Annotated in this window: 12 protein-coding genes; 1 reads left to right on the forward strand and 11 read right to left on the reverse strand. The window is 43.5% G+C overall.

The features are described from left to right. Positions 1–17 precede the first annotated feature (17 nt). The 6 genes from HXT32_RS06420 to gatC all read right to left on the reverse strand — a co-directional run bounded on the left by HXT32_RS06420 (position 18) and on the right by gatC (position 6582). Positions 18–1637: an NAD(P)/FAD-dependent oxidoreductase gene (locus HXT32_RS06420; protein ID WP_012913735.1), complete on the reverse strand. Its 1620-nt coding sequence runs from the start codon at positions 1635–1637 to the stop codon at positions 18–20. Between the two features lie 91 nt (positions 1638–1728). Continuing rightward, entirely contained in the window at positions 1729–2043 is a 315-nt protein-coding gene (locus tag HXT32_RS06425; RefSeq protein ID WP_004105898.1) for a DUF2469 domain-containing protein, read from the reverse strand. Further along, complete coding sequence (locus tag HXT32_RS06430; RefSeq protein ID WP_012913734.1) at positions 2043–2951, reverse strand: GNAT family N-acetyltransferase; 909 nt, start codon at positions 2949–2951, stop codon at positions 2043–2045. The genes HXT32_RS06425 and HXT32_RS06430 overlap by 1 nt, the downstream gene beginning before the upstream one ends. A 256-nt stretch (positions 2952–3207) precedes the next feature. Beyond that, the gene (gene gatB / locus HXT32_RS06435; protein ID WP_004110063.1) at positions 3208–4707 is read right to left on the reverse strand and encodes an Asp-tRNA(Asn)/Glu-tRNA(Gln) amidotransferase subunit GatB; all 1500 of its coding nucleotides are present in this window, start codon (positions 4705–4707) and stop codon (positions 3208–3210) included. Positions 4708–4739: 32 nt separating this feature from the next. Then, a complete protein-coding gene (gene gatA / locus HXT32_RS06440; RefSeq protein WP_004110065.1) occupies positions 4740–6281 on the reverse strand; it encodes an Asp-tRNA(Asn)/Glu-tRNA(Gln) amidotransferase subunit GatA in 1542 nt (513 codons plus the stop codon). A 4-nt stretch (positions 6282–6285) separates the two neighbouring features. Continuing rightward, entirely contained in the window at positions 6286–6582 is a 297-nt protein-coding gene (gatC, locus tag HXT32_RS06445; protein WP_004105888.1) for an Asp-tRNA(Asn)/Glu-tRNA(Gln) amidotransferase subunit GatC, read from the reverse strand. A 498-nt stretch (positions 6583–7080) separates the two neighbouring features. Between gatC and vly the strand changes: the two genes are divergently transcribed. Continuing rightward, the gene (gene vly, locus HXT32_RS06450; RefSeq protein ID WP_004110067.1) at positions 7081–8631 is read left to right on the forward strand and encodes a cholesterol-dependent cytolysin vaginolysin; all 1551 of its coding nucleotides are present in this window, start codon (positions 7081–7083) and stop codon (positions 8629–8631) included. Positions 8632–9488: 857 nt separating this feature from the next. On the opposite strand, the gene HXT32_RS06455 is transcribed toward vly, so the two are convergent. The 5 genes from HXT32_RS06455 to rmuC form a co-directional block, all read right to left on the reverse strand. Beyond that, positions 9489–10466 carry an ABC transporter permease subunit gene (locus HXT32_RS06455; protein ID WP_004110071.1) on the reverse strand — a complete coding sequence of 326 codons (978 nt, stop codon included), beginning with the start codon at positions 10464–10466 and terminating at the stop codon, positions 9489–9491. Beyond that, on the reverse strand, positions 10463–11455 hold the full coding sequence (locus HXT32_RS06460; RefSeq protein WP_004110073.1) for an ATP-binding cassette domain-containing protein: 993 nt from the start codon (positions 11453–11455) through the stop codon (positions 10463–10465). Before HXT32_RS06460 ends, HXT32_RS06455 begins: the two co-directional genes overlap by 4 nt. A gap of 145 nt (positions 11456–11600) precedes the next feature. Continuing rightward, positions 11601–12407, reverse strand: a complete 807-nt coding sequence (locus HXT32_RS06465; RefSeq protein ID WP_076002563.1) for a TrmH family RNA methyltransferase — start codon at positions 12405–12407, stop codon at positions 11601–11603. A gap of 43 nt (positions 12408–12450) precedes the next feature. Beyond that, entirely contained in the window at positions 12451–13299 is an 849-nt protein-coding gene (locus HXT32_RS06470; RefSeq protein WP_004136511.1) for a hypothetical protein, read from the reverse strand. Between the two features lie 57 nt (positions 13300–13356). Beyond that, positions 13357–14697 (reverse strand): DNA recombination protein RmuC, encoded by a 1341-nt coding sequence (rmuC, locus tag HXT32_RS06475; RefSeq protein ID WP_004105862.1) that lies wholly within the window; start codon positions 14695–14697, stop codon positions 13357–13359. Between the last annotated feature and the right edge of the window lie 33 nt (positions 14698–14730).

Raw genomic sequence — 14730 nt, forward strand, 5'->3', positions numbered from 1 at the left:
TATACGAGAATTAATTACTACTTCTTTTCGTGATACGACTTTTCAGTATTAACAGACCACACGTTCTTCTTAGAAGTTTCTCCAGTTCGGATATCTTCTACAGCCTCAATAGCAGTTGCCATTGAATGATCTTGGTTATTATAACGATGCTGTCCATTACGACCAACGCAATACAAATTACCAAAGCCATCAAGATAATCAATCAATTCAGGCATCTGAGCGTATGTGTCAAAGTAAGCAGGATATGCCTTTGGAACTCGCTCACGGTGAGAATCAAGAACGTCTTCCTCACCATTGATAACCTGCATACGAGTCAACTCGTCAATAGCCATCTTGCGAGCATCATCATCACTCATATTCCAGAAGTCGTCACCTTCGTCGCAGAAGTACTCAAGACCAATCCAAACAGTGTTATCAACATCCTTAACGAGATATGGGCTCCAGTTGTTGAAGATTTGCAAACGTCCGACTTTATATCCAGGATCCTGCACGTAAATCCAGCAATCAGGAACAATAGGAGGATTACCAAGCGTTGGAATAGTGGTAGTATTACGCAGACGCACGCGCTTAACAAGCAAGCCTACAGTCACAAAATCGCGATAAGGTAAACCTTTGGCAACGCGTTGCATTTCTGCTGGAACTTCAGCCTTTTCGTCACCATTTGCACCCTGCTCAAGAGCAGCTACCAAATCCTTAATTGGCATAGAAGATATAAACTGGTCGGCGTGCAATTCTGAACGCTCTCCATTTGCATCTTCAACTACAACACTGGAAATCTTTCCGTCTGCTTGCTTAATAGCAACTACCTTTGCGTCTGTGCGCACAGTAGCACCGTTTTCGCGGCAACGACGCTCAACCGTTTCCCACAACTGACCAGGACCAAGCTTTGGATACCAGAATTCCTCAATTAATGAGGTTTCTACTTCCTTTTCCTTGCCTTTTTTCTTAGGGAAAAGCTTGGAAAAAGCGTTCTTCAACACTTCCACAATGCTCAAGCCCTTAACGCGCTGAGCACCCCAATCGGCAGAAATTTGGCTTGGATGCCTACCCCAAAGCTTCTCTGTATAGCCCTCAAAGAACATGGAATAAAGTTTCTTGCCGAAACGATTAATGTAGAAATTCTCAAGATTAGTTTCTGGCAACTTGTGAATCATAGACCACAAATAGCTGAAGCCAACCTTCATAGTCAAGATAAAGCCCATAGAACGCAAGGTTGCTGCAGAAAGAGAAATTGGATAATCAAAGAAATGATGATTCCAGAAAATACGAGAAACGCGATGACGCTTCAACATCACTTCATCTTCAACTTCAGGATCAGGTCCACCTGCTTCCAAATCATGATGACGACCAAGCTTTTTATCATCATATGAAGGCGCACCCTGGAGAGGTAGCATTTCACGCCACCACTGCATAATACGGTCATCTTTTGAGAAGAAACGATGACCGCCAATATCCATACGATTGCCGTTATACTTCACAGTACGCGAAATGCCGCCAAATTCACGCGTGGCTTCGAGTACTGTTACGTCGTAGCGGCTGGATCCGCCATCCTTAACGAGTTCCCAGGCTGCCGTCAACCCTGCCGGACCACCACCAATAATTACCACAGATTCCTTTGGGGATTGTGTATCCGTCACTTGTCCTCCATCTTAATACATCAAATTTTTACGAAAACACTTTGCGTGCTAGGTAAGCAATTCCTATACATCCTTATTGAGCATACGCGCATCACGCGATAGATTCAGGAATGTCAATGTCTGTTTTTTGTACTTCTTCAACATTTACATCTTTAAAAGTTACTATTCGTACATTTTTAACAAAACGCGAAGGGCGGTAAACATCCCATACCCAAGCGTCCGTAAGTTGAACATCAAAATAAACATCCTGACCTGCTGAACGCACATTAAAATCGACTTTATTGGCTAAATAAAATCGTCGCTCTGTTTCTACAACATAAGTAAAAAGCTTAATAACATCACGGTATTCTTTGTATAACGCAAGTTCTGCATCGGTTTCATAGTTGTCGAGATCTTCGGCGCTCATTACTTACCTTCCGTATTACGTTTGCGTCCACGACCTATAATGCGCCACCAAGCTTTTTTTGATGAACTTCCTTCAGAGACGTTTACATTGTACGGCCATGCTTCATCAAGATTATCACGATGCACAGGTATAGCCACAGAATGTTCATGCGCACTCAAAGCTTCAATTACACCAGGATTTTCTTCAATAACGTGTAACCCAAAAGCATCTAGCGAGCGAATAGCATCATATTCATCTACAAGAGTGTCCATTACAACAAAATCTTGATATTTTTGATTCTGGGCATCCCATAATGCATCGCGCGCAGTGCCTGTTTTTACAAAGCCAAGCGATTGATACACCGAAAGCGAACGAGTATTAGTTGCCGGAACTCCCACCCAAATTCTATGCAACCCTAGACCAGTCGGCTCTGATGCAAAAGCATAAGTCATAACTCTAGGCATCGCATCGCGCGAATAGCCTCTTCCTCGATAATTTTTGCCTAAAACAACTTGAATTCGAGCACTGCGAGACCATCCGTCAATATCTATAAGGAAAATCATGCCAATAATGTCGCCGGAAGCGTTATTTGAATCATCCAAAACATCAGGAACAATCGCCCACGCAATAGTGTGACGCAATTGAACATCGCCAGCAAAACGACAAGATTCAGAAGGATTTTCGCCAATAAGACTATCTTTAGTCCATTGCATAGAGCTTTCAACCCACGAATGAACCATAGAACGCTCTGAATTAGCATCCTTTCCAGTAATAACTGCAGCACCATCAAATGCGCACAAATCATCCATTCTTTGCAAATCATTGCACGTAGCTGGACGAAGGTGCGCCATCTCTCCACGAATTTGAGGAATTACTATAGATTTTGGTAACTCGCGAGAGTTAATAACACCATCATTGGTTTGTTGCATAGTCACCTACTTGTATTGTGCCTTTGAGAATTAAGCCCTTCGCATAATTCTCATGTCGCATAATATATGATAATCCCGAAGACGAAAAATGCCTCGCAATGTTGATAAATAGTAAATTCTGCGCACCTGCTACACAAACAAATCTGATTTGAGCATGCAGCAAGTACGCAGCACTTACTTTTGAATATTGATTACGCTTTTACGTTTATACATTAGCGTTATCAAATATTAAATTTTTCAGCCTTTACGGCACTTTTCAGCCTTTGATTTTTGCCATCACAATCTTAGTAACAGCCTTAGCATCAGCCTGACCTTTAGTCGCACGCATAACGGCACCAATAATCGCGCCCATCGGCTTCATATTGCCTGCCTTAAGCTTTTCTGCAACTTCAGGATCGGCTGCAAGAGCAGCGTCAACAGCAGCTTCCAAAGCACCGTCGTCGTTCATAACCTTAAATCCGTGCTTCTTAACAACTTCATCAGGTTTACCCTCGCCAGCCAAAACGCATGCAACAGTTTGCTTAGCGAGCTTATCGTTAAGATTGCCGTCTGCAATTAACTTTTCAACTTCAGCCACATCTTGCGGAGTAATAGGCAATTCCTCCAAAGTCACGCCACGAGTGTTTGCTTCGCGAGCAAGCTCACCAAGCCACCACTTCTTAGCACCTGCTGCAGTTGCACCTGCTTTAACGGTTTCTTCAACCAAATCAAGAGCATCCGCGTTAAGAATATCTCGCATTTCAAGATCGCTAATACCCCATTCGCTTTGCAAACGGTTACGACGCTCGCGAGGCATTTCAGGCATTTGCGCCTTCATGCGCTCAATATGCTCTTTAGTGATATGAAGCATAACCAAATCAGGATCTGGGAAGTAGCGATAATCGTCAGCATCCGACTTCACACGACCGCCAGCAGTAGTCTGAGTTGCCTCATCCCAGTGACGAGTTTCCTGCAAAATCTCGCCGCCTTCACTCAAAATAGCAGCTTGACGACGAATCTCATATTGGAGCGTCTTTTCGATTCCGCGGAATGTGTTCACATTCTTAGTTTCTGAACGCGTACCAAATGGATCGGTTGGCTTGCGACGGAGCGAAACGTTCACGTCAGCACGCATATTGCCCTGCTCCATGCGAGCGTGAGAAATGTTGAGAGCGCGAACAATATCGCGAATAGCACGCATATAGGCACCAGCAATTTCTGGAGCGCGGCTGCCAGCGCCTTCGATTGGCTTAGTTACAATCTCGATTAAAGGCACACCTGCGCGATTGTAATCAACCAAAGAATGATTTGCGCCTTCAATACGGCCGTCAGCACCACCAACGTGCGTATTCTTACCAGCATCATCTTCAATGTGAGCGCGCTCAATCGGAACGCGGAACACGGTTCCATCTTCAAGCTCAACATCCAAGTAACCGTTGCCATTAGTAGGCTTATCGTACTGGGAGATCTGATAATCGCGAGGCATATCTGGGTAGAAGTAGTTCTTACGAGCGAACTGGCTCCACTCAGCAATTTCGCAATGCAATGCCAAACCAAGCTTAATTGCATAATCAACTGCAGTCTTGTTTACAACTGGCAAAGAGCCTGGCAAACCAAGGCTTACAGGAGTTAGCTGAGTGTTTGGCTCGCCACCAAAAGACACTTCCGCTGGGCAAAACAGCTTTGTGCGCGTGCTAAGCTCAACGTGAGTTTCCAAACCGAAAACTGGGTCAAATTGCTCCACAGCATCGGCGTATTTCATAAGTTTTTCAGCCATGAGAATCCTTCTTACTTAAGCTTTGCTTAACTTTACTTAGCCAATGAATCGAGCCAGCCAGCCTTAAGCGACTTCCAGATTGAGCCGCCCCACTGCTCTTCGAGAGCAGCTTCCAACGCTGCTGCAGGCTTGTACATCTTTTCATCATGGCATTGCGGAGCAATAATCTGAATGCCAACAGGCAAACCGTCGTCGCTTAAGCCAGCTGGGAGACTCAAAGCAGGAACTCCAGCCATGTTTGCAGGAATCGTAGCAATATCGTTCATATACATAGAAAGCGGATCGTCCATCTTCTCACCAAACTTAAATGCCGTTGTAGGGCTTGTTGGAGAAATAAGAACATCTACTTTCTTAAACGCTTCTTCGAAATCGCGAATAATAAGCGTACGAACTTTCTGTGCAGAACCATACCAAGCATCGTAATAGCCAGCGGAAAGCGCGTAAGTACCGAGAATAATACGGCGCTTTACTTCGTCACCGAAACCAGCTTCACGAGTTGCAGCCATCATATTTGCAGCAGTCTGAGGCTTGTCTGCTGGCGGCATTACGCGCAAACCGTAGCGCATGCCGTCGTAACGAGCCAAATTAGAGCTAACTTCTGAAGGCATAATAATGTAGTAAGCAGCCAAAGAGTAAGGGAAATGAGGGCAAGAGACTTCTGTTACTTCTGCACCCATATCCTTAAGCAATTGCACAGCTTCATTAAAGCGTGCTTCAACTCCCGGCTGGAATCCGTCGCCACTAAGCTCTTTAACTAAACCAACCTTCAAGCCCTTCAAATCACGGCGAGCGCCCTCACGAGCAGCTTGAGCCATTGGAGGAACAGGAGCTGGAATAGAAGTAGAATCGCGCCTATCGTTACCACCGATAATTTCCTGCAAAAGCGCAGAATCAAGAACGGTACGAGAAACAGGTCCAATCTGATCCAAGGAACTTGCCATAGCGATTGCACCAAAACGGCTAACACCGCCATAAGTTGGCTTTGCGCCGACTGTACCAGTTAAAGCACCTGGCTGACGAATAGAGCCACCTGTATCTGTACCCAAAGCAATAGGAGCCTCGAATGCAGCAACAGCTGCAGCTGAACCGCCGCCGGAACCACCAGGAACACGCTCAGTATCCCAAGGATTGCAAGTAGTTTGATAAGCAGAATGTTCTGTAGAAGAACCTTGAGCAAACTCATCCAAATTAGTCTTGCCGAGAATTGGCATGCCAGCTGCTTTGAGCTTTTCAATAACAGTAGCATCGTAAGGTGGAACCCAGCCTTCGAGGATCTTCGATGCTGCAGTGGTTGGAATGCCTTTAGTGACAATCATGTCTTTAATTGCAATTGGAACGCCTGCAAGCTCAGGCAAGCCTTCAGTCTCACCATTAGCGTTCTTAGCATCAAAAGCATCTGCCTGCTCGAGAGCAATATCTGCAGAAACATGCAAGAATGCCTTAATTTCTGGCTCTGCAGATTCAATGACTGCCAAGTGAGCTTCAACAAGTTCACGGCTAGAAACTTCTTTAGCTTTTACAGCCTTTGCCATATCGGCAGCAGAAAGTTTTACCAAATCTTGAGTATTAGTCATGTTTTTATTCCTCCCCCAAAATTCGAGGCGCTACAAACATGCCAGACTCACTTCTAGGAGCATCCGAAAGAGCTTCTTCTTGAGTCAAAGGTGTAGCAGGCTCATCTGGACGCAAATAAGCTTCCAAAGGCACTGGATTTGCAGTAGGTGGCACATCTTCGCCAGCAACTTCCTGCACTTTATTAATAGATTCTGCAATGACGTTCAATTCGCCTTGCAAGCGACTGATTTCTTCGTCGCTTAAAGCAATCTGGGATAAAACGCCCAAATGCTCAATTTCTTCGCGTGTGAATGTAGGCATAACCTCAACTATATGTGTGATACGTGACCTTCGTTAGTAGAAAAAAGCAATGTGGATAAAAGCTTTATGAGAATTATTTGTTGATTATTTTGTTTTATTGAGAAAGTACTACAAATTAATTCTTTAAGACTGAAGCAATTAAAAATTGCGCATGTGTAACACTAAATAATACTTGCACAAATATTTTGCATATATTTTCACAAAATTATCACGAATCAAAATACGTAAAATCCGTTCATTTTATCTGTCAACACGCCGAAACGACAAAACTGACGTAACAAAAAAGTGTTGGTATTTCAGCATTATTTAAACTTTTGTTTGAAACTTAAAAAATTATTTTAAACAATTATCGCATAAATAAAAAGTGTGTAATAATCGTGTGATGTGAGAAGCTGAAGCTGATGCACTGAAGCATATATATGCACTGAAGCACGTATTTGCAGCATCTCACTGAAAAAATAATTTGAAATAAAATCTAATAAAAATCGAAGGATACATATGAAGAGCACAAAGTTCTACCGTAATGCAGCAATGTTGTTGCTCGCGGGCGCGACTATTATTCCACAATGCTTAGCAGTTCCAGCAATGGCAGATTCTTCTGCAAAGCCTTCTGCACCAGCTGCATCTTGCGCAGCCAGCAAGGACTCGCTGAACAACTACTTGTGGGATTTGCATTACGATAAAACGAATATTCTCGCACGTCACGGCGAAACAATTAACAATAAATTCTCCAGCGACAGCTTCAACAAGAACGGCGAATTCGTTGTTGTTGAGCATCAGAAGAAGAACATCACCAATACAACGTCAAACTTGTCGGTAACTTCGGCCAACAATGATCGCGTGTATCCTGGTGCATTATTCCGCGCTGACCAGAATTTGATGGATAACATGCCAAGCTTGATTTCAGCAAATCGCGCACCATTAACTTTGAGCATTGATTTGCCAGGCTTCCACGGCGGCGAGAGTGCTGTAACTGTGCAACATCCAACCAAGAGCTCCGTTACTTCAGCAGTTAACGGTTTAGTTTCTAAGTGGAATGCACAATATGCAGCAAGCCATCATGTGGCAGCTCGTATGCAGTATGATTCCGCAAGCGCACAGAGCATGAACCAGCTCAAGGCTAAGTTTGGTGCTGATTTTGCAAAGATTGGCGTACCGCTGAAGATTGATTTCGATGCAGTACACAAGGGTGAGAAGCAGACTCAAATTGTGAACTTCAAGCAAACTTACTACACAGTAAGCGTCGACGCTCCAGATAGCCCAGCAGATTTCTTTGCTCCATGCACTACGCCAGAAAGCTTGAAGAACCGTGGCGTTGACAGCAAACGCCCACCAGTTTACGTGTCAAACGTAGCTTATGGTCGCTCAATGTACGTAAAGTTCGATACCACCAGCAAGAGCACTGATTTCCAGGCTGCAGTAGAAGCGGCAATTAAGGGCGTAGAAATTAAGCCAAACACCGAATTCCATCGCATTCTCCAGAATACTTCTGTTACTGCAGTGATTCTCGGCGGCAGCGCTAACGGCGCAGCAAAGGTTATTACCGGCAATATCGATACGCTGAAGGCTTTGATTCAGGAAGGTGCAAATTTGAGCACCTCTAGCCCAGCTGTTCCAATCGCTTACACTACTTCCTTCGTAAAAGATAACGAAGTAGCAACTCTCCAGAGCAACAGCGATTATGTTGAGACTAAGGTTTCTGCTTACCGTGACGGTTATTTGACCTTGGATCACCGTGGAGCTTATGTAGCTCGCTACTACGTCTACTGGGATGAGTACGGCACTGATATCGACGGAACTCCATACGTACGTTCTCGCGCTTGGGAAGGAAACGGCAAGTATCGTACCGCTCACTTCAGCACAACGATTCAGTTCAAGGGCAATGTGCGCAATCTTCGCATTAAGTTGGAAGAAAAGACCGGCTTGGTATGGGAACCATGGCGTACAGTGTACAACCGTACTGATTTGCCGTTGGTTCGTCAGCGCACAATCAAGAACTGGGGCACAACCTTGTGGCCTCGCGTTGCTGAAACTGTAAAGAATGACTGAACTCATATTGCAATTGAGCATAAATAAATAAAACTGAAAAAATTAAGGACTTTATCTTGTAGCCAGTTACGAGATAAAGTCCTTAATTTTTTACACAAATAGGGTTTCTATTACATTTTTCGCAGTAGGATTTAGTTATGTTAGAGATACAAAATATATCCAAGTACTATAAAAACAGCAAGTACTCAATAATATTTCTTTTGTAGCAGAAGATAGCAAAGTTACGGGATTTGTTGGCCCTAACGGTTCAATCAACTGCGCTATATTGCGCATTGGGACTCATAAAAGCCAATGAAGGTGAAGTATTATTCGACGGCGTCCCATACAAAAAGCTTAATTCCCCAATAAAAACAGTCGGCAAAGTATTAGATTTAAAAGCTAATTATAGAAATACTAGTTCTATAAAAAGCTCACATTCGTTGCAAAATATTGTAAAATTCCAAAAAGTCGCGTATCAGAGATTATGGATATTGCCGGAATCAGCTCTATGCAAAATATGAAAATCAAAGAAATATCAACCGGCATGCGCAACCACAACATACTAAGCCTACTACCGAGCTACCATTGCCTGATACTTCATATATTGGACCAGAGTATGCTCATCCTCAATTTGCTAAAAAGAAACAAGATGATCAGGATTCTCAAGAAAATGCACAATGAGCTTAGTGCCAGAATTAGTGCCATCTATTATTGCTATGGTTGCTTGAGCCGTTGTGCTATTTGCAGTGGGTGCTTTACTTCTAGCAAAAAGAATTAAAACTAGTATCAGCAAATAGTTGCAACAAATAAACCCCGCTCGTTTGCTCAGTAATGATTGCAATCGAACGGGGCTTATTTTTTATTTATACTTACTATGTTTAAATATCGCGATGCTTTTCAATAACGTAGCCAATTGCGTACATGACTACAGCCCAAGCGAGAACCACTAAACCGGACTGCCACCATTCGAAAGCAACATTTACATTTGATGCGAATTTTCCGTTAGAGCTAGAAGAATCACCCAAGAATTGACTTACAGCTGTGGCTGGCAAAAGCTGAGTAAGCACTAAAGTCCATTTTGCAAAACCACTTGAAATCACAATAATGCTAAGAACAGTAGGCAAAATCATCACAGCTCCAATAACGCACATAATTCCGCCAGCAGTTGACTTGCAAATCATGCCGAAACCGTACGCCATTGCTGCCACAACAACCATAATTACAGGAGATCCAAGGAACAGCATAAGAGGTAATTGCCATGTTCTACTTCCAGACAAACCTGAGATATTCTCACCCATAAATGCTAATTCTGCAGCAACTAACGAAACTGCCATTGCAATAAGTTGCACCACAAAAACGTAGATTGCGATTGCAACAAACTTAGCGGTAAAGAACATACCCCTTCGAGGTACAGAAGTAAGCGAAGCTTGAATTGAAGTTGTGGAATGCTCAGCTGTTATAGCAAGCACTGCAAAAATCGCAATAACAATCAAAGATATAGAGGCAAAACTAATAACTAAGTTGAAAATACCTTCTTGAGAAGAAATAAGGCTGCTTTTATCGCTCGGCCCCATGGTGACTGCACCGCTTGATTTGCTAGCAGACGCACCCTGTTTAGTAAAGTCAACTTTAGATATTGCTTTTTGCACAATCGCGATAATAAAACTGAAAACTACAGGCAAAACAATGGCCAATGCCATGCACCACCAAGTGGATGTAAGCCCACGCAACTTAACCATCTCAGATTTAAGAGAGTGCATAAATGTAAGACGTAGGTGCTGAGCGTTCATGCTTCTGCCGGTTTTGTAAGAGTTGCTTGTTGCTTGATCAACAGATTGATTAATTTGCCCACTCATTTTGCGCTTCCTCCATCTGCATATTGCGTTCCAGTCGCAGCAGTAGCATTTGGCAATGCTTTTGTTACGTACTGCTCTTGACCGTGCGTAAGAGCCAAATATGCTTCCTCAAGCGATGCGTGCTCTTGATTTAGCTGGTAAACCATAATTTGATTATCTGCAATTTCGCGAGCAAGTTGATTAAGCTCGCAACCTGTTACCTTAAAAAGTTCGCCTTCTTGAGCGTCTTGAGGCGTGCGCTTATCAGGCAAAATCTTGCATTCGGGATGATTTTGTGTAAGCACTTGCTTTAGTTTTTCACCTTCTGGAGTTACAAGTCGCACAGCGTGCTGAGAATGTGCATTAACAAAATCTTGTACTGTTGTGCGCTCCAAAATTTCTCCGTGCGCAATAATCACAAGATTATCTGCAGTAAGAGCAACTTCGCTCATTAAGTGGGAACTAAGTAAAATTGCACGGCCTTCGCTTGCATAATACTTGCATAATTCGCGAACCCACTTAACACCTTCCGGATCCAAGCCGTTAACCGGTTCGTCAAGTATGAGATTGTGCGGATCTGCTAAAAGAGCCGCAGCAATGGAAAGACGCTGACCCATGCCAAGCGAGAATGAACCTGCCTTGCGATTTTTTACACTAGTCAAACCAGTAATATCAATGACTTCATCGACACGTTTCTTTGATATTCCGTGAGTTAAAGCCAATGAATACAGGTGATTGTAAGCCGTTCGACCTCTGTGAGCAGACTTTGCATCAAGAACCGCGCCAACTTCCGTCATTGGGGATGTGATTTTTGCGTAAGGTTTTCCGTCAATAAGAGAAGTGCCACTATTGGCGTGAATAAGATTTAACGCGCAACGCATGGTGGTAGATTTACCAGCGCCATTAGGACCTAAAAAGCCCGTGACTTTACCGTCTTCGGCGACGAAAGAAACGTCGTTAAGCACTGTTTTTGCGCCGAAACGCTTTGTAATATGTTGAAATTCTAACATAAATTAACAATATCACAAATAAAAAAAATACACATTAAATGTAAGCGTTTATAAGTACAAGCTGCTACGTTTTAACTAATATTGCTGATGAGATTCTGCTGACAAAATTCTGCTACCGAAATTCTAATTAATATTTTATTAAGATTCAGCAATTTGGTACTGCATGCTGAGCAATCCACGCGTGCATAGAAACAGCTGCAGCAGCTCCTGCATTTAGTGAGCGAACAGAGCCGAATTGCGAAATATAAACAACGTCATCCGCCATCTCTAGTGCTTTTTTAGAAAGACCTGGACCTTCTGCACCAAAAAGCATAAGACAACGTTTAGGGAACTTGTAGTTTTCCATAGCAACAGCACCTGGAATAATATCTAGCGCTATAACGCGAGCGTTTTTAGCGTCTTGTTCCTTAATATTTGCGATTTTTTCGGCTTCTTTATTGCCTTCTGCTTGTGCTTTAAGCAAAAATTGATGCGCTTCTTCTGCTTCTTTAAGCATATTTTCGCGCCAATTAGTTACTAGAGTTTCAATAGTTGGGCAGCACTCAACGTATTGGTATAGCTCAGTCATTAATGAGCCTTTACGATTCCATTTATGAGGCCCTACGATATACACTTTTTTCGCAGTAAACGCGTTCGCAGTGCGAACCATAGAGCCTATGTTGAAATCGTGAGTCCAATTTTCTACAGCTACTTCAAACTCATGACGGCCTTTAGAATCGAGATCCGCTTTTATGGCTTCTACTTTCCAGTATCTGTAGCGATCTAAGACGTTACGCTGATCGCCTTCGTCTAGTAATTCAGTGCTAAACCGCGCATCATAATTTGGCGATTCTGGATTATCTGGACGAGGCTCACCTGGATGTTCTTCTTCCCATGGGCCAACTCCTATAGGTCGGAATTCTGGCTCATCGGAAGCTTTTGCAGCCAAAGTAATTGGATTCGGTTCGTGCATGCGTGAGTTTTGCTCCGTTTAATACTTTTGCTTAGTATTGCAGCTAGTCTTGGCAGCCGTCAGTTGCGCAATCACCTGTGCAACTTGACTTGCAATGGCCACCACAGCAGTTATCCTCGCAGCAAGGCTCAGTGCAACCATCATGAGCACAATCACCAGTGCACTCTACCTTGCAATGACCGCCACAGCAGTTATCTTCACAGCATGGCTCAGTGCAGCCGTCATGCTTACAATCGCCAGTGCATTTAACCTCGCAATGACCGCCACAGCAATTGTCGTTGCAGCAATCGTCGTGATCTGCATCTGCACGTAATTCTTCTTCATCGAAAGCTTGAACAAATGCCATTTTAGTACTCTCCTCACTTATTGGATTTACTAATTGAAGATGCCTTGTGCCTTGTTCGTCGGCGTCAACACCACCAATTAATGCAACTATAGCAAGAATTTGCGCGCCTTGCTGATGAACAATGCCAAAATCAAGACTTAATTCATTTCCGTGTCGTAAAGTCACAAGCGAAGAAGTTTGAACATACGATTTTTCAGAAAGCCAAGAGTCAAGCAACAGCACTCGCTTGCCTTTAACTGACGGGCCTTTTGTTGCAGGAAAAACAAAATCCATAACAAAGCCGTCGAGTGCAATTCCTTTACGTTCTGCAGCATGAATAAGCGCAAAAACCATCGGCACCGCAGCAGCAGTTAACGCGCCAACAGCGTCAACATCGCGTTCTAACGAATACCCAGCTTTCTCAATTGCGTCAAAAAGAACATCTCCAACCAGCTTAGAGCCACGCTGAGCAAATGTAACAGAAAACAGTTCACTAAATGGTTTCGCAATCATATCTGCACAAAGCATGCGTTTAAGCTCAGCGCGTTCCTCTTGTAATTCTGCCATTTTTGCACTCCTTAGCGTTAGAGTTCTTCAATTTTTGATGCTTTAATGTTTTTATGCTTAACGATCTTCTACTGATACTTCCGGAGCGCTCAGCTCTTTAACATCAGCTTTATCGGAATCTATAAGATCTATTGAAGCAATAACTTTACTTTGATCTAACTTCTGAAGTTTACGCGCTGTTACCAACACTCGCGACTCAAGCGAAGAAGCAAACTTATTGTAAGCTGCAACTGTTCTTGCCAAAGATACGCCAAGTTTTGAAGCATTTTCCCCAAGAACCGCAAAGCGATCATATAATTCTCGAGATAAATCGAAAAGTTCTTTTGCATCATCTGTAAGACTTTGCTGCTGCCATGCGTACGCAACAGACTTAAGCACGGCCCACAAAGTAACTGGTGAAGTGAGTGCTACTTTTTGCGCAAAAGCATCATCCATAAGCGTTGGATCCGCTTCAAGAGCCGCCTGAAGCAATGCTTCGTTTGGAATAAATGCAACTACAAAATCTGGTGCTGTTTCAAAAGCCTGCCAATACGCTTTAGCCCCTAATACTCTAACATGCTCTCGCAAAGCCTTAGCATGCGCTTTTAGAAGCTCGCTCCTTCTAGCTAATTCTTCGTCACTTGCGTTATCTGGGATTTCGCAAGCGCGCTGATAATCCGCATACGGAACTTTTGCATCAACTGGAATTGTTTTGCCTCCTGGCAGATGCACAACCATATCTGGCCTCTGCTGTTCGCCATTTACTCCAGTTACAACAACCTGCGTATCAAAATCAACATGCTCAAGCAAGCCTGCAGATTCAACAATATTCTTTAGTTGAGCCTCGCCCCAAGCTCCGCGAACCTTATTATTTCGCAATGCTGCAGAAAGCGAACTTGTTTCGCGGTCAAGCCTTGTTTGCTGCTCACTTAGGCCTTTAAGCTGAGTGCTTAGCACACCCATTTCTTGCTTACGCCCTTCTTCAATCTGCGAAACTTTATTCTTCAATGCTTCGAGATTGTCTTTTACTGGAGCAAGCGCTTCCAAAACTTTACCTTGCTCTTTCAAAGTTTTTTCACGATTTAACCGTTCGCGTTCTTCTCGCTCTGCGCGCAATTGTTCTTCGCGATTCACTCGCAATTGCTCTGCCTGCTGCGCCTTAGCAAGTTCTGCTTCAACAAACTTTAATCGCTCAGCAAGCTGCTCTGCTTGCGTGCGATAGCGTATAGCCTGATTGCCATTTTCTTGAGCTTGAGCGCGCGCTTGTTCATACTGCGAGCGCAATTCGTTAAATTCGCGCTGGTTTACGCCATTAGCGCCTTGCGTTCCAGAGTTGTGCTTAACAATAGCCAGCACAACAATGGCGGTTATTACAACAGCAACCACCATTAAAACAAACATCACAATATTATCGAACATACGTTCTATTAAACACTATTGAGTTGACTTTTG

This window comes from Gardnerella sp. DNF00747, from assembly GCF_049262675.1.
In the GTDB taxonomy this organism is placed as follows: Bacteria; Actinomycetota; Actinomycetes; order Actinomycetales; family Bifidobacteriaceae; genus Bifidobacterium; species Bifidobacterium swidsinskii.

Bases quoted from the DNA above. Each gene is read 5' to 3' on its own strand.
- HXT32_RS06455 (WP_004110071.1), bottom strand. From the start codon at position 10,466: ATGAGTGGGCAAATTAATCAATCTGTTGATCAAGCAACAAGCAACTCT.
- HXT32_RS06425 (WP_004105898.1), bottom strand. From the start codon at position 2,043: ATGAGCGCCGAAGATCTCGACAACTATGAAACCGATGCAGAACTTGCG.
- HXT32_RS06460 (WP_004110073.1), bottom strand. From the start codon at position 11,455: ATGTTAGAATTTCAACATATTACAAAGCGTTTCGGCGCAAAAACAGTG.
- HXT32_RS06465 (WP_076002563.1), bottom strand. From the start codon at position 12,407: ATGCACGAACCGAATCCAATTACTTTGGCTGCAAAAGCTTCCGATGAG.
- vly (WP_004110067.1), top strand. From the start codon at position 7,081: ATGAAGAGCACAAAGTTCTACCGTAATGCAGCAATGTTGTTGCTCGCG.
- gatC (WP_004105888.1), bottom strand. From the start codon at position 6,582: ATGCCTACATTCACACGCGAAGAAATTGAGCATTTGGGCGTTTTATCC.
- HXT32_RS06430 (WP_012913734.1), bottom strand. From the start codon at position 2,951: ATGCAACAAACCAATGATGGTGTTATTAACTCTCGCGAGTTACCAAAA.
- gatB (WP_004110063.1), bottom strand. From the start codon at position 4,707: ATGGCTGAAAAACTTATGAAATACGCCGATGCTGTGGAGCAATTTGAC.
- gatA (WP_004110065.1), bottom strand. From the start codon at position 6,281: ATGACTAATACTCAAGATTTGGTAAAACTTTCTGCTGCCGATATGGCA.
- HXT32_RS06470 (WP_004136511.1), bottom strand. From the start codon at position 13,299: ATGGCAGAATTACAAGAGGAACGCGCTGAGCTTAAACGCATGCTTTGT.
- rmuC (WP_004105862.1), bottom strand. From the start codon at position 14,697: ATGTTCGATAATATTGTGATGTTTGTTTTAATGGTGGTTGCTGTTGTA.